Raw genomic sequence first — 18,582 nt, 5'->3', positions numbered from 1 at the left:
ATTCCCACAGGTCATATTGAGAATACCTTTCATTCGCACCTTCCTATTAGGCATCACGATGGGGTGGAAGATTTTTCCAATGAAATTCGGTCGGAAGCGGGTTTTTTTCCGAACGTGGCGCGGTTGTGGCTTTCGAAGCGCGGCGTAAAACGGACGTATCTGCCTTCGCCGGACGATTTTTCTCCGTTAGCTGCTGGAAAACGCGCCCTCTCTATCGTCTTGGACAATAGAGGCCTGTTCTGGCGGATCCGGCGATCACTAGGACCGGCCTGGGTTAAAGGCCCAAGGGTCAACGCACCCGTGGAGGCAGGGATGGAAAGGTGGATTTTGGTGATGTGCGGATCGTTCAGTTGCGAACGAGACTTACCCACATCCGTCGGATGCGCGGCGCAATGACCACGGCCACGCTTCGCCGCTGGTTCGTCGTCCATAAATGGACGAGCCTGGCCTGCACGCTGTTCCTGCTGGTCGTCTGCGCGACGGGCTTGCCGATGCTGTTCTCCGAACAGATCTGGGACACCTTCGTCGGCGACGACGATCCACCTTACGCGGTGCTGCCGCCCGGTACGCCGAATGCCAGCCTCGATATCATCGTGGAAAACGCCCGGGCACTGTATCCCAGCCATATCGTCACCCAGGTTTCGCCGGACGACGATGAACCAGCGGTGCTGGTTTCCATGGCGCCAAGCTGGCAGGCCCTGAAGGACGACGAGAAATTTCCCAATCGCCATTCCGGCCACTGGATCAAGTTCGATGCCCGCACGGCAAAGGTGGTCGAACAGTCGCCCCCTGCCGACAAGCCCGCCCCCCGGACCTGGACAGGGATCATCCTGGGCACATGCACGCGCCTGCACATGAATCTGTTCGCGGGCCTGCCGGGTGCGCTGTTCATGGGGGCGATGGGGGGGCTGTTCGTGGCGTCCCTGGTTTCGGGCACGGTCCTTTACGGCCGCTTCATGAAGCGGCTGCCATTCGGCGCGGTGCGGCGGGACCGGGCGGCGCGCCTGACCTGGCTGGATCTGCACAATCTGCTGGGTGCCGCCACGCTGGTCTGGGCGCTGGTGGTCGGCTTCACCGGTTTCATCAACGAACTCCAGACCCCGCTTTTCGGCCTCTGGCGCGTCACCGATGTTCGCCAGATTCTCAAACCCTATGCAAACCTGCCGGTCGCCGCGCAGGACCACCTGTCCTCTGTCCAGGCAGCCTTTGACGTGGCGGCCAAGGCGTTCCCCGGCAACGAGGTGACGGGCCTGGCCTTTCCCGGCGCCCCCTTTGGCAGCCCTGTCCATTACGTGCTGTGGACGCGGGGGGCGACGCCGCTGCGGGCGCGACTGTTCACGCCAATCCTGGTCGATGCGCGTACGGGCGAACTGACGGGGGCCTATCCGATGCCCTGGTATCTGCGCTTTCTCGAAATTTCCCGGCCTCTGCATTTTGGTGACTATGGCGGAATGCCGCTCAAGATCCTCTGGGCGTGGCTGGATCTGGTGGTGATCGCCGTCCTGATCAGCGGCATCGTGCTTTGGGCGGCCAAGCGGAAGGTGGCGACCGACACCCGCCTTCGTGCCCTCGGGTTCGATCTGGACAGCGAAACGGTGGTCATGGAGGCGCTTCCATGAGCCTGCTTCCCCCTGAATCGCTTGCGCCTCAGCCCGCTCGCCGCGCCATTGCCGTCTGGCCATGGCCGATCATGCTGGGTGTGCTCACGCTCTTCGGCCTGCTGTCGGCGCTGCTCGGACAGCGCGGCATCTGGCTTCCCGTGTCCTGGGCGGCGCTGTCCATCCCTCTCATCGTGGCCTTCACGTGTCTTGCACGGGCCTTTCTCGCGCCGTCCTCTGGAGGTGGCTGATGACTCCGATTTCGTTTTCTCCGTGGGAGATGTTCCTCAATGCCGGGCCGGTGGTCCGGTGCGTGATGACCCTGCTGGCCGTGGCCTCGCTGCTGACCTGGACGATCCTGATCGCCAAGTCGGTCGAACTGCTCCGTATCCGGCTGCAACTGAACAAGGCGGAACGTGCTCTGGCGAATGCAGGCACGCTCGATCTGGGCGAAGAATGGACCCGCGAGCATGGCGGCATCGCCCATCGTCTGGTCATGGCGGCCGAAGCGGAGCGCAGGCAGTCGCACGATATTCCCGACGACCGGGAAGGACTCAAGGAGCGTATCGTCCTGCATCTGGAGCGGTTGGAGGCCGCCGAGGGCCGCAAGCTGATGCGCGGCACCGGCCTGCTGGCCACTATCGGCGCTACCTCGCCCTTCATCGGCCTGTTCGGCACCGTCTGGGGTATCATGACCTCCTTCACCGGCATCGCGGCGAGCAAGGCCACCAGCCTCGCCGTCGTCGCCCCCGGCATCGCCGAGGCCCTGCTGGCCACCGCGCTGGGTCTGGTCGCCGCCATCCCGGCGGTGGTGATCTACAACCACCTTGCCCGTCAGTCCGCCGCCTGCCGCGCGCAGGTGGCCGACCTGACGGCGCTGGTGATGCGGCTGGTCTCGCGCGATCTGGGACGGATGCAGGCGCTGACCGCCAGCGGGCAGGTGGTCCGGCTCGGCGCGTCCCGCATGGCCGGGGAGTGAGCATCAATGATCCGCATCCGCCACGCCGATGAAAGCCCGCACGAGGCGAGCGAGATCAATGTCACGCCGTTTATCGACGTGATGCTGGTCCTGCTGGTGATCTTCATGGTCACCGCCCCGCTGACCACGGTGAACGTGCCGGTGGACCTGCCGTCCTCGACCGAAAAACCGGCGCCACGGCCGGACGATCCGGTGTTCCTGACCGTCAAGGCCGATCATAACCTGGCTCTGGGTGAGGACGATATCACGGCCGACGCGCTGCCGTCGGCACTGGCCACCGCGACCAAGGACAACAAAGACGAGCGGATCTTTCTGCGCGCCGACAAGAGTGTCGATTACGGCACGCTGATGGGCGTGATGGATAAGCTTCGCTCCGCCGGATACCTCAAAGTGGCGCTGGTCAATCTACAGGGCCAGGAAGAGGGCAGTGAGGCCGGCATGTCGTCTGTTCCCGCCGCAGGTTCTCTCGCAGCGTCCCCCGCGCCGGGCGCCACGCCGTGAATGGCATGGCGGACATTGCGGAGACGGGAGACGAAGCGATGGCCGGGGCTCCGTTTTCCTATGCCGACTGGCAGAGGGCACAATTGAGCCGGACACAGCGCGAGGACGCGATCCGCTGGGGGCTCTCGTTTTTGACGGTTCTCGCGGTGACTGCCGGCGCGGTCTGGTGGATCATGCGCTTGCCGCCGCCGGTCATGCCCACGCCGGAATCCCCCCCGGCCGCGATTGCGGTCGATCTGGCGCCCGAGCCGATCTCCACTCCGACCCCGCCGACCGATGCCGCTATCGGCCCACAGCAAACGCTCTCGCAGGTGATCCCGCAGCCCGATCCGCCGCCCAAGCTGACGGCCCCGCCGTCGCCCGCGCCCAATCCCCCAATTCCGGTGCCCAAACCCGAAAAGCCTAAGTTGCTGAAGAAGAGGGTCAAGCCCGTCCCGAACCAGAAGGTGAAGGCGCCGGACAAGCTGCCGCCGGCGACCGAAACCACGGCCCCGCCATCCTCCGATGTCCCTCCGGCACCCACGCAGGCGGCCCCGGCGCCGGGTGCGTCCTCTACCCATGCCTCGCATGATCCCGTGACCTGGCAGGGTGCGCTGCTGGCGCGGTTGGAGCAGTTCAAACGGTATCCGGCGGAGGCGCAGGAAGACCATCAGGAAGGCGTGCCCACCATCACCTTCTCCATGGACCGCAAAGGTCATGTGCTGTCGGTGCGGCTGGAAAGCAGTTCCGGCCACGAACTGCTGGACCAGGAAGCTGTGGCGCTACCGAAACGCGCCGATCCCCTTCCGTCCCCCCCCGATGACGTAAAGGGCGACCCCGTTACCCTCACCGTGCCCGTCGAGTTCTACCTCAACAAGGACCGGACCTGACATCGGTTGCCGGTCATGCCGTCCGAGGAGAGTTGCCATGAATGTCCTGTCCGAACGCCGCCGGTCTCCGCCGACGCTTCACGCGATTCCCGCCCACTATCGTGCGGATCGCCAGGCAGTCCACGGCCTGCGTGCCCGTTGTGCCCAGGCGAGGATCAAGATGACGGATCTGCGTGATGTCCTTCTGCATGGCCTTCTGCGTGCGGGGGACGAGGCGTCGGCGATCGAGATCTGGAAGACGATAACTGAAATGACCGGCGGCAACGCGCCCAGTTGCGGTTCGCTTCAACGCAATCTCAACATCATGACCGATCGCGGCGTCCTGGTCCGCAAAGGTGGTCTCGACCGGGTGTGGCGCTACAGTATCGCATCGGACAGGCGGGGCATGGCAGACGACGAGCCGCCGCTGGTGATGTTCCTGGAAGCGGGGACGGGACGCAAAACCCGTTGTGATCTGCCCGAGGTCGCTGTCTTCTTGCGCCAGCTCTCGATGGAGCGGGGCCTGACGATCCGCAGCGCCGCCATCACGCTACTGCCGTCCGGCGAACAGTGCGCCTGAAACGGTGACAGTCCTTCGCCGGGCTGGAAAGCCGTCATCCCGAGCGTGTTGCTGAATAAGGCCCGCGTGATGGGCCCGAGCTGATTTCGGGGTGAAGCTGGTCGCTCTTTTTGTGCGCCGGCCCGTCACGGCCATGTTGCCGCCGGTCTCCGACCTGCCCGATGTCAGCCTGCCGGTGATCTCGGTCTTCGCTTCCAGCGCCGGGGCATCGCCCGAAACGATGGCCCGAATGGTGGCGCCCCGCCGGAGCGCCATCTTGGCACTATCGCCGGGATGACGCGGATGGAATCGATGTCCACGCGGCTAGATGGAAATCTCGCCAGGTTTCGCGGTCGGGCGCGATCTCAATGGGCGGCCCGCGATGTCGAGGCCGCCATTCGCGCGGGACGGACTGACCTGCCGAAGACACCGGGTTCGGTCCCAGCTAGGCGTTCGATGGTGGAAACGGGTGATCGACGTCGATTATTTTTGCGGCGAAGAGGCCTGTTGGTCCGGTTCCATTCTCCTTGCCAGAAAGGACGTTGTCCGCTACCAAAAATGATAATGGCTCGCAATTGAGTCTTGCGGATCAATGATCGGGTCGCGACCGAACCTGTTAACCTGGCGGTCGGGGAAACAAGCGTGGCATGTCGAGCAACGTATCCATACTGAACAAAATCTTTGCTTCGGAACGGAGTGCGCTGGCCCGTTTCTTCCAGAAAATCGGCACGACTGCCTCGTCGGATGACCTGCTTCAAACGCTCTGGCTTCGTATCCAGCGGGTTGCCGAGACCCCTCCGATTCACAACGGTAAGGCGTATCTCTTTCGCCTTGCGTCCAATCTCGCAATCGATCAGGGGCGTGTCGATGTCCGGATCCAGCGTTTGCAAGGTGAGGCACGGTCGATCCTTTACGGAGATGACACGACCATACTGGATGCTGAACAGACGTTTCTGGCGCGCGAGGAGCTTGAGCGCGTCATCGCTGCCGCCAGGAGCCTGCCCGAGCCGACCCGCACGGTTTTCTGGCTCAATCGTATCAAGGACATGCCGATGGGTGATGTCGCCAGGACGATGGGTGTTTCGCGCACGACCGTCGAAAAGCACATCAAGCGCGCGTTGGCACAGCTTGGCGATGCGCGGGACGGCTGATCTTTTAGCGTCATGGGTGAGGAATACGGGTTTGCGACACGTCTCGTGCTTGCCGGGCAGGTAATCAACGGCTTTGAAAGCAGGCATGATCGATTCCAACTTATCCCATGACCGTGCGGCTACAGAGGCGGCCCGCCATTGGATTGCCCGTCTCTCTTCCGGCGACATCACCGAGGAGGAGATGGCTGCGTACAAGCTGTGGGTGGCGGACGAGGGACATCATGCGGTCTTTCGGCACGAACTCCAGCTATGGCGTAGCCTTGATCTGATCGGGGATAGCCTGGCTCCGCACAGTCCTGTTGCCGTTCAAGCAGCGAGAACGAGGCGTGGGCGGCAGCGGGCTGTTTTCGCTTCCTTGTCCGCTATCGCCGCCTGTCTTGCCCTTCTGTTCGCGACTCCCGATGTCGTAACACGCCTGCGCGCCGATCATTGGACAGCGAACCGTATCGAGGCGCTGGTTTTGCCCGATGGGTCGCACGCGGTTCTGGATGCGGATACCGCGCTGGCGGTGCATTATGATCATGGAATGCGCACCATCGCACTGTTGCGTGGCCGAGCTTGGTTCGATGTCCGGCATGACGCCGCGCGGCCGTTCAGGGTCGAAGCGGCGGGGAGCGTGACCGAGGATATTGGAACAGCTTTTGAAACCGATCGGCGCATGACGGACGGCAGTGTCGGAACCGCCGTGGAACGTGGGGTGGTGCGCGTCTCCTCGGGCGGCGGTGGCCCTTTCGTCACCTTGACTGCCGGTCAGCGCGCCTTGTGGCATGGGGATCGCGTTTCACGAGAACCAGATATCGTACCGGATACCGTTGCCCCTTGGCGAGACGGTCAGCTTATGCTGACGTCCGTGTCCGTCCGGTCGGCAATCCAGGCCATTGCCCGGTATCGTGACGGCAGGACATTCATTCTCGGCAACATCGACGATCTTCCTCCGGTCACGGCGCTGGTGGACGCCCGTAAGCCCGATGAGGCGCTAACCGTTCTCGCGGAGGGAACGCGCATCCGCATCTATCGCCTGCCGGGCGGCATCGTGATCGTGCGTCGGAACAGCTAAAAAAGCGGAGCAGGGGGTTGGGATAAGGCCCGTGAGAAGCGTCTTAGGAGTGCAAGAGGTAAGAACGCCTCGCAATTGCAATCTTGAGAGCCGCATTCTTGGAGGGTTTTTCGTTGTCGCATGTTCTTCCGGCCAGGCGTCGTCTTGGCATCTCGATGATGCTCGCGCTGGGAACGTCGCTCTCCGCATTGGGCGGTTCGTCCGCTCTGGCCCAGCAGGGACAGTCCGCCGCACCCCTGATCCACTTGGACATCCCACGCCAGCCGCTTTCATCCGCGCTGCAAAGTTTCTCCAGCCGGGCGGGCGTGCAAGTGGTCTATACGGCTTCGATTGATGCCGGAGTCATATCGCCGGGTATTAGCGGCGATTTTGATGCAATGTCAGCATTGTCGCGGCTTCTCTTAGGAACGGGCGTGATATTCCGTCAGACTGGCAAGAGTGCGGTTGTTTTATCCAAGGCTTCTGCTCCAATTGCTCTGGGGCCCGTGCGCGTGCAAGGGCAGGCAGATGACTCCAGACAGGCGGATTACGGCCCAAATCAGGGCTTTGTCGATACGTCCAGCAATGCGGGAACCAAGACATCTACGCCTCTGATCGAAACACCTCAGTCGATCAGCGTTATCACCCGCGCTCAGATGGAGGCGCAGGCCTATCCCACAGCGGCGCAACTGCTGCAGTATGTTCCGGGTGTCGCCACAGGTACCCGTGGCGGATACGACGGGCGCTTTGACTACGTGATGATGAGGGGCTTCAACGAAAGCATTCAGGGCGATTATCGTGATGGTCTTCGGCAGAATGTCGGATTAGGGAGCTATTTCAGTTATTTCGGCACGGAACCCTACGGTCTTGACCGTATCGACGTTGTGCGAGGTCCAAGCTCGGTAGCGTACGGCCAAAATGCGCCTGGTGGTATTATCGATCGTGTATCGAAAACGCCGACCGACAAACCTTTCAGCGAAGTCGAATTTAACGCAGGTAGCGATAATTGGTATCAGGGAAAATTCGATTTTAGCGGACCGATTTCGGACGGGAGCCCTTTTTCCTACCGCTTAACTGGTCTGGTGCGTGATGGTGACTTGCCATTCCCGCGTACCAAAAACAATCGCATTTATATAGCACCCGCATTCAAGATAAAAATCGACAAGGACACTACACTTACGATTTTGACAAACTATGAGAAAGATCAGACAGGTGTGGGAACGGTCGCCCGTGCGGCGAGTGGCAATCTTACACGCGTCTATCTGGACGATCCTTCCTTTAGTCACTTCAATCGGCAGCAGGCTCAGGTTGGTTATCGTCTGGAGCACCGGTTTAACGACTATCTGACCGCCCGCCAAAACTTTCGCTGGGGATTTGTTGATACTAATTACAGTGTAATAAATCAGCTTTCTGCCACAGGTGAGACGATCAATCGTTACTCCATGAACGTGCAGGAGGGTTTGGACACTTACGCACTGGATAATCAGCTTGAGGGGCGTGTTTCAACAGGTCCGGTCAAACATACGGCTGTTTTGGGCTTTGATTATTTTCGTTCGACCCTGGCGCAGGGGGAGTATTGGGACCCCAATGCGCCCTCTCTCAATCTTCTTAATCCACAATATAACGTATATATTCCGACACCGAGCACGCAGCTTACAAGCGCTTATCAGCAAATGGATCAGTATGGCTTGTATCTTCAGGACCAGATGAAGTGGAAGCGGCTGGTCCTTGTATTGAGCGGCCGACAGGACTGGGCCGTCAGCACGTTGAGTAACCGGCTCAAGGATACACGAACGCATCTGAATAACAGTGCGGAGACGGGGCGTGCAGCGATTCTCTATGAATCGAGTATCGGACTATCTCCCTATGCGTCGGTTTCGTCTTCATTTGTTCCGAATCTGGGTGTTGGACGATCCGGGGACGTATTCACACCCACGACGGGTCTTCAGGAAGAGGTTGGTGTTAAATATAAGCCTCGTAACATCAACAGTTTTACAACTTTGTCTCTCTACAATATCGATGAAAAGCATGTGCTTGTAACCGATCCGGTGAACACAGCCTATCAGACCGAGACAGGTAAAATTCGTTCACGCGGTGTAGAGGTGGAGGAACGTGCGGATCTCGGGTGGGGATTATCTTTTATTGGAACATTCACGTACGATGATGTAAAAAATATCAGGAGCAATCCTTCGAATACGGTCAACAAAGTTCCAATCGCCGTTCCAAGTGTGGTTGGATCGGCCTGGCTCGATTACACACGTAAATTTGGCGTTGATCAGGCTATCGGAGTTGGCGGAGGATTCCGTTACACGGGGCCAACATTTTCAGATGCTGCAAATACCATTCGAAATCCCACGCAAACTTACTTTGACCTGCGTGCCCACTATGATATCGGGCGCTGGCGCGTGCAAATTAATGCCAACAATATAGCAGGCCGACGCCTCGCTACCTGTTACAGTACTGTTTGCACAATGAACGAGGACAGATTTGTCCTGTCCAGCATTCGTTATCGTTTTTGAACGGTTATGGCATGCAATCCTAACCAAGATGTTGGACAGAAATGAAAGCCGTAACAGTTGGAGCAATTGCGTCCGTTCATAAGTGGACAAGTCTTTTCTGTACTGTATTCGTGCTGATTATATGCTTAACTGGTCTTCCACTGATCTTCCATGACGGAATTGATGCCTGGCTGGATAATGGTCTTCCCTATGCTCGGGTGGCTCCAAACGCACCCGTCGCAGACATGGGTGATATCATCAGGAAAGCACGCGGACGCTATCCGCGCGAACTGATCGCGTCAGTTTTTATTGATGATGACGAGCCTCAGATACTCGTCACGATGGCGTCGTCCTGGAAAGAATTTAACGGCAATCCACTTTTGGGCCATCGGCTCAAATTCGACGCGCACACTGGTGTATTGCTTTGGGACGAAAATACGGGATCATCCGCTAAAATGGTGGTTTTGTCCGGAATTCTTCATCTGCATACCGATCTTTTTTCGGATCTTACGGGAGAATTATTTCTTGCTCTTGTCGCTGCCACTTTTCTTTCTGCCTTGGTTTCGGGCGTTCTTCTTTATGGACCGTTCATGAAACGCCTTCCTTTTGGCAGCGTGCGCGTCGTGCGTGCGGCTCGGGTGCGTTGGCTCGATCTGCACAATCTGCTGGGAATTGTTTTCACGGTCTGGATGGGGATTGTTGGAGCTACCGGGCTGATGAATGAGTTATCACGGCCGTTGTTCGCGATCTGGCGCGGTACGGAAGTGAACCGTGTTCTAACCGTTTCTGGACAAAGACGTGGTCCGATCTCGGCAGAATTGTTGCCGGTTGCCAAAGCCTTTCAGGCAGCTCAGTTGGCGGAACCAGACATGCGTATTGTCAGCGCAATTTTTCCGGGTTCCCGGTTTGGAACGCCATTTCATTATTTTATCTGGACGAAAGGAAAGACGCCGCTGACGGCGAGGTTATTCACGCCGGTTCTAGTCGACGCACAGAGCGGCAAAGTTACCGATATCGTTCGAATGCCCTGGTATCTGCGGGCGCTTGAGGTTTCCCGCCCCCTGCACTTCGGGGATTATGGCGGAGCACCTCTGAAGTTCATTTGGCTCTTGCTGGACATCGGTACGATAGCTGTGCTGGTTACTGGCTTGGTTCTTTGGTTTGGCAAGAAATATGGGCTCTGAATCACGAACAGTTCGAAGGTAGCGGGCCTTTTCCCCGTAATAAGCATATAATGGGTACCCGATTCGCAAGAATGATCGTGGGAGTCGTCCGTTTGTTGATCACGCCGACTGAAAAGGTCGCTACTCGGCTTTGGAATATATCCGAACGATTTGCCCATGTGCAGTTCGGGTAGCCGGCAACTGTCGCCTCGGCAACGCGACGTTCATGGGCCGCTTCGTAGCTGCCAAGCGTTCGGCTGGAAGGTACAACTGCAATAACTGCAATAGGTTGACGAGGCATTTCGGCTGCAAGTGGTCTTTGTTCCCGCCGATACCGTCACGCAGCCAGCCCCTCAGCTCGGCCCGCCTTGTCCTTTTCATTCAGTAGAAACGCGATCTTGCCGCAGGTGCGGCTGACGGCGAGCTTCAAGGCTTCGTCGATATGAACATAACCTTGGGTTACACTCTGTGCGGCGTGGCCGAGAAGCGCCCTGATCGTCAGTTCGGAGAAACCAAGATCACCCGCGACGCTGCCGAAGGTGTGCCGTAGCGTATGTGGTGTGACACCTTCGATGCCCACCGAAGCGCAGAGTCTCTCAAGGCAGGCTTTCGCCGCTGTATAATGTCCTTCACTGATATCGGACGGAAAGACATATGGAGACTCCTCGCGGATCGGCTGGTTCTGAAGAACCTGCATTGCGGCCGGTCCGATGGCTCGAATCTGGGCGCCGCTCTTGGTGTCGGCGAAATCGATATAGCCGCCCTCGGGACGAACCCATGCGCGCCGCATCCCTTGCGCTTCGGAAATTCGGAAGCCGGTCAGCAGCAGGAAGCGTACGATTGCCAGCGCAATCGGGCTTTCCCCACCATGCTGCGCGTAAGCCATGGCGCTGCCGAGCTTCTCGATCTCAGCAATGCTCAGCCTCCGCTGCTTCTTATTTCCCGCGAGCCTGCGTGCGCCCTGGCAGGGATGAGCGGCGATCTTATCAAGGCGCGCAGCGTGACCGAGGATGCTTTGGAGAGTGGAAAGTGCTCGGGAGGCGACACCTGGCCCGCCGGTCGTGGCGCCGCCTCGCTTGGTGCTGCGGGGTTGGACCGTTTTTCCGGCCACGATGTCTGCCTGCATTCCCTCTATATCGACCACTTTAAGCGAGTGTACTAGCCGCTTGCCAAGGAGCGGTTTGATGTGTGTCTCGATTCGGCTCTTGTCCATCGCGAGCGTCGATGCTTTGATCGGTCGATGTCGGCGACCGATGATCCGCCCGATTGTGGCTTCTTGTAGATACCAATCGCAAAGGGCGGCGACCGTGATTTGCTTGCGCGCCTCGACCTCCTCTGCCGGGTCTTTTCCGTGAGCGAGCAGGCCCAGCTTGATCTTCGCGAGATCGCGGGCTTCTTCGACGGTGATGGCTCCGAATCGACCGAGCCCAATGCGTCGGCTGCGATCGTCGGCATTGCGACATTGCAAGATGAAGGTCTTCAGGCCAGAGGGAATGATTCTGACACCGAATCCTCGCAATTCGCTGTCCCAAAGGAACGCTTGCCCTTTCTTTGGAGCCTTCAGGGCGTCGACAGCCCGTTTCGTCAATTTCGCCATGGCGCTTCCCCGTCACCGCGCTTCCTGCTTACATTATCGAGGGCAGCGACAGAATGTAAGCATTTTGTAAGCGGATGGTCGAAAACCGGAGCAAATCCGGGCGCGCCACAGAGTGGGATATTTCGTATAACATATTGTTTTATAGTAAAATATGGTAGTCAGGCGAACCCCGGTGTAGAGTTCCGCCAATTTTGCCAAGGTTGGGGTCGTGGGTTCGAATCCCATCGCCCGCTCCAGATTTTTCCAAGAAATCAGTCGGATACGTGAAAGCCGCCGCGAGGCGGTTTTCGTCGTTTTAGGGCTCGATACCCAACGGCATGCCGTGCAATGCCCGCCCGTCCCGCTTACCGTCGCACGAGCCAGACGATCAGCGAAAGGACCACGCTGATCACGACGCAGGTCGCGATCGGCGCGTAGAAGGTAAAATTCGGCCTCTGGATCACGATGTCTCCCGGTAACCGTCCAAGCGGCAGCCGGGCCAGCAAGGGCCACAGCATGCCGGCGAGCACCAGGACGATGCCAAGGGCGATCAGGGTTCTGGACATGCGACTCTGTCAGCGCCGGGCGAGTTGGCCTTCGAGCTTCTTCTTCTCTTCGGTCAGCGCGTGAACGTGCTCCGGCCTGTCCTTCTCCGCCCGCGCCAGTTCGCGCTCCACCTCCTTCAGCCGATGGGCGAGAGCGGCGGCGGAGGGTTCATGATGGCTGGTCATGATCGCGTTCCTATTTCCGGTCCAGAATCTGGCGGGCGAGGGCCACGATGTCGGATTTTTCCATGCCCTCGGGGTTATGCCGCGCCTTCTTCGCAATCTCGCGTTCCGGTTCCGAGGCATGCTCGCCGCCCTTGAGCACGAAATCGGCCAGTTCCGTCACCTCGGTTTTCGTCAGCAGCTTGGGCTCCCTGATCGCCCGCTCGGCGAGGGCATGCAAACTGCTCGTTTCATGAGGAAGTCTGTCGGTCATGTCGATTCCGTCCTGTTCTGGGCGTGTGTTTCCACTCCGGAATGTGGGGATGCGAAAGGACGAATGACAGGGACGCCAACGCGGGGCAGCGATGCGCGGGGACCGGACATAAAAAAACGGGGCCCCGTCGGGAGCCCCGCTTTCATGCCCTGTTCCGACGTCCGACGGTCAGTGCGTCTTGCCAAGCTGTGACCACAGATAGGCATAGGTCAGCGCCTGCGTCTGGGCGACTTCCTTCTGGCTGGCACCAAAACCGTGACCGCCCGCCACCTGCTCCCAGTAATAGTAAGGCAGTTTCATCTCGCTCATCCGCCAGGCAAACCGCCGGGCATGGACCGGGCCGACGCGGTCGTCCTTGGTGGTCGTTTCGATAAAGGGCACCGGATAGTTCACCCCCTCCTTCAGGTTCTGAAGCGGGGAAATGCCGCGCAGGAACGCCTTCTGCTCGGGAATGGAGACGGTGCCGTATTCACCGACCCACGATGCCCCGGCCGACATGTGCTCGTAATTCATCATGTCCAGAAGCGGCACTTCGATATCCACGGCCTTCCAGTAATCGGGATGCTGCGTGAACTCCACACCCATCAGCAGGCCGCCATTGGAACCGCCCTGGATGGCAAGATGCTGGGGCGACGTCACCTTGCGGTCCATCAGGTCCTTCGCCACGGCGGCAAAATCGTCATAGATGCGCTGGCGGTTCGTCTTCAGGCCCGCGTCATGCCAGGCCGGCCCGAATTCGCCACCGCCGCGAATATTGGCCAGAACATAGACACCCCCACGGGCAAGCCAGTTGTTGCCAATGCCCGCCGAGTAGGACGGGAACATCGGAACCTCGAAGCCACCATAGGCATAAAGCAGCGTCGGGTTCGTCCCATCCAGCGCCATGGTCTTGCGATGGACAATGAAATACGGAATCTCCGTCCCGTCCTTCGAGCGCGCTTCCTGCTGCTCGACCGTCATGTCCGAGGCATCGAACTGGCTTGGCAGCGTGCGGATTTTCTGAACCGAGGCCATGTCGCTGTTGATCTCCCACAGCGTCGTGGGCGTCAGGAATCCGGACGACGTGGCGTAAGCGAAAGGCGATTCCTCATCCGTGCTGATCAGGTCGACCGACATATTCTGCGGCAGCGGAAGGTCCTGATGCGTAAAATCCGTGCCATTGGCGGCAGGCGTGTAGATGGAGATCTTGCCACGCACATTGTCATAGAGCGTGACGATCAGATGACCATGGCTCGTGGACGCGCCCTCGATCACCTGGCCGGCCGTCGGGGCCAGCAGAAGCTGCGGCGCCATAACCTTCGCCTCGGGATCGACCAGCACGAGCGACCCCTTGGTGAAGGTCCGGCCGCCGGCCGTCCAGTCCTCATCGAGAAGAACCACGAGCCGCGCATTGAACAGCGCCGAAACACTGGATTTCGACGGCAGGGCGAGCGCCGTGGTCTGTCCGTCACGATAGAGGAACGTCCGCGAGGAGAAAGCATCCAGCCCCTCACGGATCAGCACGACCTGATGGCCCGCGCCGTCATGCAGCACTTCGGGACCGGCCTCGACATCTTTCCTGCTTCCCGTAAAGACGGTCTGCGCCTGGTCGAGAGACTGGCCGCGCTTCAGGATCTTGACGATATAAGGGTAGGAAGATTCCGTCAGGTCGTCCGCGCTCCACGGATAGCTGACCAGCAAGGTATCCCGGTCGAGCCAGGACGAATCCTGTTTGGCATGCGGCAGGGAAAACCCGCCTTCGACAAACTGGCCGGTCCGCAGGTCGAACTCCCGGACGGTGCGGGCATCCTCGCCGCCATCGGAGAGGTGCAGAAGGCACAGGTTCTGCTGGGAATGCAGGCAATCAACGCCTTTATAGACCCAGTTGCGCTTTTCTTTCGCAGCCAGCGCATCGAGGTCGAGGGCGACCGTCCATTCCGGATGATCGGTCGCAAACGAGTCCGCCGTCGTGCGGCGCAGAATGCCCCGCAGATGATGCTCGTCGCGCCAGAAATTATAAACCATCCCGTCCATCTGCATCGGCATGGCCAGACGGTCATGTGTCTGAAGCAGCTTCAGCGAGGTGTCGTACAGCCCCTTGTACAGCGGGCCATGACCCAGCAGGTCCAGCGTACGCGTATTCTGGGCTTTCACCCAGTCCATGGCCTGCGTACCATTGATGTCGTTCAGCCATGCCGGAATCGTGTCGGGCATATCGGCGGCATGCACGGGCATGGCCGAAGGCGTCAGCAGGCTTGCGCCCAGGAGTGCGACCATTGTGCCGCGACCGAGGTTCCTGAATGGTTTCACCACAAAGCGTCCCTGAATGTTACAGTGTAACTGTTCCATTGCAGTGGAGAAACCGCAAGGGGCGCTGAACGCGGAGAAGAAATGGCGGTATTCCGGCCGTCGACTGTTCGCCTGACGATGGGCCCCACTATTTTTTCCCGGAAAATCGCGCCCCATCCCCCGCTGACGTCATGACGGCGGCATGCCTCCGCCATGGCAGGTCGGTCGCGGCTATATCCGGGACGGCGCCTGCACGGTGCGGTCGCTGGTCACATTGCCCGTATTGAGGGTCGTATTCGGCTCCAGCAGGACGACATGGCATTCGTCGCCCAGGGCTTCGGGACAATGCTCCACGCCATGCGGCACGATGATGAATTCGCCAGCCGCGATGTCGACGTCGCGATCGCGGAAATGCATGCGCAACATCCCTGATACTACCAGGAACAGTTCGTCCTCATGCTCGTGATGATGCCAGTCGAACGCCCCCTTGAATTTCGCCAGCTTGATCTGGGAGGTGTTGATGTCGCCGGCCACGCGCGGGCTCCAGTAATCGGAAAATGTCGCGAAGGCCTGCGCCAGGTTTATCTTTTCCATCGGTCGGTTCTCCCTCAGTTCTGCAACAGGATCGTCTGGATACAGCCGATCTGCCCCGCCAGATCGGCCGATGCCGGAAACGCGCCGTCGAACGCCGCCGTGCCGACCGTAAAACCGGCAGCACCCGCCGAGGCAGCCGCCCGGATCCGTTCCGCCCGGTCGAGCGACCCGGCGACAATCACGGGCTTGTTCGCCACCGCGTCACAGACCCGCCGCATCAGGGCCGGCACGTCTCCCGCGAACCGATAGGCCAGCAGATCCAGCCCATGCACACCCGGACGCGATGCCAGGGCGACGGTACTGCGCACGATCTCGGCTTCGCTCCCTTCGAGGACGCTCGGATGTCCGCTGACCCTGCCGGGAAACGGATAGTAGCGGATCGCCGAGCCGTCCAGCAGCCGCAGCGCGTCATCGACATGCGTGCCGCCCAGCAGATAATCGACGCCCAGATCGATCCCGGCCCGCACCGAGCGAAGCTCGCTCTCGCGATCGAGCGAGACCACTTCAAGATAAATCTTCGCCCCCGCCCGCCGGATCGCCCGTGCAAGGACCTGGAGCGCCGCAAAGGGCAACCCGATATCCTTGAACCCGATATGCGTGACACCGGCGGCCCGGACGGTCTCCACCAACGCGGTCGCATGCGCCACCGTCCGGTCATGGCGGGTCAGCATGAAAATGAAATCGGGTCGATTCACGCTGCAACTCCCGTAAGAGCCTGACCTAAAATGTGGGCTGGCGAGCGAGAGCGGTCCGGAACGGGCCGCGCCCAGCGTGTGTTTCCGAGCATCGGAGCGGAGCGGCCTTGATGGCCGTGAGCACCGAAGCACAGGAAACGCGCGCTGGATCGCCGCCAGCGCGCATTTTTGGTCAGGCTCTAAGATGAAGGGCGTAATCAAATGCCGTCTCCAGACTGGACGGATCGGCGATACCGCGGCCCGCAATATCGAAGGCGGTGCCGTGGTCGGGGCTGGTGCGCACGAAGGGCAGGCCGAGCGTGATGTTCACACCATGCGCGAGGCCCATATATTTCACCGGAATTAGCCCCTGGTCGTGATATTGCGCCACCACGACATCGAAACGCCCCTCGCGCGCCTGCATGAACACGGTGTCGCCCGGCCAGGGACCGGACGCATCGATGCCCTCGCCGCGCGCCTGCGCAATGGCGGGCACGATGATGCCGGCTTCCTCGTCGCCGAACAGGCCGCTTTCCCCGGCATGCGGATTAAGGCCCGCCACCGCGATGCGCGGACACGCGATGCCCAATGCCCGCGCCCCCGCATGGGCAAGCCGGATCGCCGCCATCTGTGCCGGAAAATCGGCGCGCCGGATCGCCTCCCTCAGCGCACAATGGATCGTCACCAGCACGACGCGGATATCCTCGTTCGCCAGCATCATGGCGACATCCACGCCGCCGGCCTGCTCGGCAAGGATTTCCGTATGGCCCGGATAAGGCAGCCCGGCTGCGGCGAGGGCTTCCTTGTGGATCGGCGCGGTGACGATGCCGCCGACCGCGCCCGCCCGCGCCAGCCGGATCGCGGACAGGATTGCCGCATAGGCGGCCCGGCCGCTTTCGGCACTGACCCGGCCCACGGGCGGCAGGGCCACACAGTCCGACGACGCCAGCACGTTCAGCACCCCGTCCTCGAACCGCGCCTCGGCCGGTGTCGCCACCCGGCGTACTCGCGCCGCCGGGTCCAGCGCGGCCAGCGCATGGCCCATCACCAGCGAGTCCCCAACGGCGATCCAGCGCCGCTGCGCCGGTCGCCGCAGAAACATCCGGGCCACGATCTCCGGCCCGATCCCGGCGGGATCGCCCATCGTGACGGCCAGCGGCCGGGTATCGGGGGAGGCGCTTTTGCTCATGATGGTGAGCATAACGGAACGGTCAGAAGGGAATATCGATATGAACTGACCCATTCCGGTGATAAAAACTGACCAATGAATCGCTCCGACATCCCGTCGCTCGACGATCTGCGCGCGTTCGAGGCCGTCACGCGCCTCGGCTCGGTGCGGGCGGCGGCCACGGAACTGGCCCTGACCCACGGCGCGGTCAGCCGCCGGGTCTCCAAGCTGGCGGCTGAACTGAAAGTGCGCCTGCTGGAACCCGACGGGCGCGGCGTGCGACCGACCAGGGACGGCGCGCGCCTCGCCCAGGCCACGCGCGACGCGCTGAAAGGGGTCGCGGCGGCGCTGGCCGAGATCCGGTCGTCATCCGGCGCGCAGCCGATCGTGCTGTCCTGCGAGCGGTCATTGGCAATGCGCTGGCTGATCCCGCGCCTGTCCGATTTCCAGGATCGCCATCCCGGCATCGACGTGCATCTTGCAACCGGCGGCGGCGCGCTGGATTTCGCGCGCGAGCGCATCACGCTGGCAATCCGGCGCCTCGACTTCCCGCTCGCGCCCGACTGGGCCGTAACGACGCTCGTGCCGGAAGCGGTCGGGCCGGTCATGCGCCCCGACATGGCGCAGCGGTTCGCGGGCGGAGACTATCTGGCGCTCGGATCGCGCACCCGGCCCGAGGCATGGAAGCATTGGCTGGCCTCCCGGCCGGGCAGTCCCACGCCGCGCGAAATCCGCCTGTACGACCATCATTTCATGATGCTGGAAGCCGCCGCCAGCGGCCTGGGCGTCGCCCTGTCCCCCCGCATCATCGCGGCGGACGACGTCGCAACCGGGCGCCTGCTGGCCCCGGCCGGCTTCGCCGCCGACGGAACGGAGTACGGACTGATCCGCCCCCGGACCACACGGATGACGGAAAGCCTGAAAATGCTCGAAAAATGGCTCATGCAACAGGCCGGACAACCGCACCGGCCGGTCGCCTGATCCAACG

Annotated in this window: 21 protein-coding genes; 12 read left to right on the top strand and 9 right to left on the bottom strand. The window is 60.8% G+C overall.

The window, feature by feature from the left end:
* Positions 1–53 precede the first annotated feature (53 nt).
* Positions 54–431, bottom strand: a complete 378-nt coding sequence (locus ACMAUO_RS09280) for a hypothetical protein (protein WP_420356628.1) — start codon at positions 429–431, stop codon at positions 54–56.
* On the opposite strand from ACMAUO_RS09280, the gene ACMAUO_RS09275 reads away from it, so the two are divergent.
* From ACMAUO_RS09275 to ACMAUO_RS09225, 11 genes are all read left to right on the top strand, one after another.
* On the top strand, positions 393–1,619 hold the full coding sequence (locus tag ACMAUO_RS09275) for a PepSY-associated TM helix domain-containing protein (protein ID WP_420356627.1): 1,227 nt from the start codon (positions 393–395) through the stop codon (positions 1,617–1,619). The two genes, ACMAUO_RS09280 and ACMAUO_RS09275, sit on opposite strands and share 39 nt — an antisense overlap.
* Positions 1,616–1,849: a hypothetical protein gene (locus ACMAUO_RS09270; RefSeq protein WP_420356626.1), complete on the top strand. Its 234-nt coding sequence runs from the start codon at positions 1,616–1,618 to the stop codon at positions 1,847–1,849. Before ACMAUO_RS09275 ends, ACMAUO_RS09270 begins: the two co-directional genes overlap by 4 nt.
* A complete protein-coding gene (gene exbB / locus ACMAUO_RS09265) occupies positions 1,849–2,577 on the top strand; it encodes a tonB-system energizer ExbB (RefSeq protein WP_420356625.1) in 729 nt (242 codons plus the stop codon). Before ACMAUO_RS09270 ends, exbB begins: the two co-directional genes overlap by 1 nt.
* Positions 2,578–2,583: 6 nt before the next feature.
* Positions 2,584–3,078 (top strand): TonB system transport protein ExbD, encoded by a 495-nt coding sequence (gene exbD, locus ACMAUO_RS09260; RefSeq protein ID WP_182950372.1) that lies wholly within the window; start codon positions 2,584–2,586, stop codon positions 3,076–3,078.
* Positions 3,075–3,947: a TonB family protein gene (locus tag ACMAUO_RS09255; protein ID WP_420356624.1), complete on the top strand. Its 873-nt coding sequence runs from the start codon at positions 3,075–3,077 to the stop codon at positions 3,945–3,947. Before exbD ends, ACMAUO_RS09255 begins: the two co-directional genes overlap by 4 nt.
* 37 nt (positions 3,948–3,984) lie before the next feature.
* Entirely contained in the window at positions 3,985–4,506 is a 522-nt protein-coding gene (locus tag ACMAUO_RS09250; protein WP_420356623.1) for a Fur family transcriptional regulator, read from the top strand.
* Positions 4,507–4,597: 91 nt separating this feature from the next.
* Positions 4,598–4,783 (top strand): hypothetical protein, encoded by a 186-nt coding sequence (locus ACMAUO_RS09245; RefSeq protein ID WP_420356622.1) that lies wholly within the window; start codon positions 4,598–4,600, stop codon positions 4,781–4,783.
* Between the two features lie 349 nt (positions 4,784–5,132).
* Complete coding sequence (locus ACMAUO_RS09240) at positions 5,133–5,636, top strand: RNA polymerase sigma factor (protein WP_420356621.1); 504 nt, start codon at positions 5,133–5,135, stop codon at positions 5,634–5,636.
* 85 nt (positions 5,637–5,721) lie between these two features.
* The gene (locus tag ACMAUO_RS09235) at positions 5,722–6,693 is read left to right on the top strand and encodes a FecR family protein (RefSeq protein WP_420356620.1); all 972 of its coding nucleotides are present in this window, start codon (positions 5,722–5,724) and stop codon (positions 6,691–6,693) included.
* Between the two features lie 155 nt (positions 6,694–6,848).
* On the top strand, positions 6,849–9,191 hold the full coding sequence (locus ACMAUO_RS09230) for a TonB-dependent siderophore receptor (RefSeq protein ID WP_420356619.1): 2,343 nt from the start codon (positions 6,849–6,851) through the stop codon (positions 9,189–9,191).
* A 41-nt stretch (positions 9,192–9,232) separates the two neighbouring features.
* Positions 9,233–10,354 (top strand): PepSY-associated TM helix domain-containing protein, encoded by a 1,122-nt coding sequence (locus ACMAUO_RS09225; protein ID WP_420356618.1) that lies wholly within the window; start codon positions 9,233–9,235, stop codon positions 10,352–10,354.
* Between the two features lie 316 nt (positions 10,355–10,670).
* On the opposite strand, the gene ACMAUO_RS09220 is transcribed toward ACMAUO_RS09225, so the two are convergent.
* The 8 genes from ACMAUO_RS09220 to pdxA form a co-directional block, all read right to left on the bottom strand.
* Positions 10,671–11,930, bottom strand: a complete 1,260-nt coding sequence (locus ACMAUO_RS09220) for a tyrosine-type recombinase/integrase (RefSeq protein ID WP_420356617.1) — start codon at positions 11,928–11,930, stop codon at positions 10,671–10,673.
* Between the two features lie 344 nt (positions 11,931–12,274).
* The gene (locus ACMAUO_RS09215; protein WP_420356616.1) at positions 12,275–12,475 is read right to left on the bottom strand and encodes a DUF2905 domain-containing protein; all 201 of its coding nucleotides are present in this window, start codon (positions 12,473–12,475) and stop codon (positions 12,275–12,277) included.
* A 9-nt stretch (positions 12,476–12,484) separates the two neighbouring features.
* Positions 12,485–12,640: a hypothetical protein gene (locus ACMAUO_RS09210; protein ID WP_420356615.1), complete on the bottom strand. Its 156-nt coding sequence runs from the start codon at positions 12,638–12,640 to the stop codon at positions 12,485–12,487.
* A 10-nt stretch (positions 12,641–12,650) separates the two neighbouring features.
* Positions 12,651–12,890 carry a hypothetical protein gene (locus ACMAUO_RS09205; protein WP_420356614.1) on the bottom strand — a complete coding sequence of 80 codons (240 nt, stop codon included), beginning with the start codon at positions 12,888–12,890 and terminating at the stop codon, positions 12,651–12,653.
* Between the two features lie 168 nt (positions 12,891–13,058).
* Positions 13,059–15,179 carry a prolyl oligopeptidase family serine peptidase gene (locus ACMAUO_RS09200; protein WP_420356613.1) on the bottom strand — a complete coding sequence of 707 codons (2,121 nt, stop codon included), beginning with the start codon at positions 15,177–15,179 and terminating at the stop codon, positions 13,059–13,061.
* A 210-nt stretch (positions 15,180–15,389) separates the two neighbouring features.
* A complete protein-coding gene (locus ACMAUO_RS09195) occupies positions 15,390–15,752 on the bottom strand; it encodes a cupin domain-containing protein (protein WP_420356612.1) in 363 nt (120 codons plus the stop codon).
* Positions 15,753–15,766: 14 nt separating this feature from the next.
* Positions 15,767–16,447, bottom strand: a complete 681-nt coding sequence (locus ACMAUO_RS09190) for a 4-hydroxythreonine-4-phosphate dehydrogenase (RefSeq protein ID WP_420356611.1) — start codon at positions 16,445–16,447, stop codon at positions 15,767–15,769.
* Positions 16,448–16,619: 172 nt separating this feature from the next.
* Entirely contained in the window at positions 16,620–17,615 is a 996-nt protein-coding gene (gene pdxA / locus ACMAUO_RS09185) for a 4-hydroxythreonine-4-phosphate dehydrogenase PdxA (protein WP_420356610.1), read from the bottom strand.
* A 75-nt stretch (positions 17,616–17,690) separates the two neighbouring features.
* Here pdxA and ACMAUO_RS09180 point away from each other — a divergent pair, with 75 nt between their 5' ends.
* Positions 17,691–18,575, top strand: coding sequence for a LysR family transcriptional regulator (locus tag ACMAUO_RS09180; protein WP_420356609.1), 885 nt, complete (start codon positions 17,691–17,693; stop codon positions 18,573–18,575).
* Positions 18,576–18,582 lie beyond the last annotated feature (7 nt).

Origin of the sequence: Gluconacetobacter brunescens, assembly GCF_048695475.1 — a bacterium.
GTDB lineage: Bacteria > Pseudomonadota > Alphaproteobacteria > Acetobacterales > Acetobacteraceae > Gluconacetobacter.
This window is presented reverse-complemented; position numbering and strand designations above follow the sequence as displayed.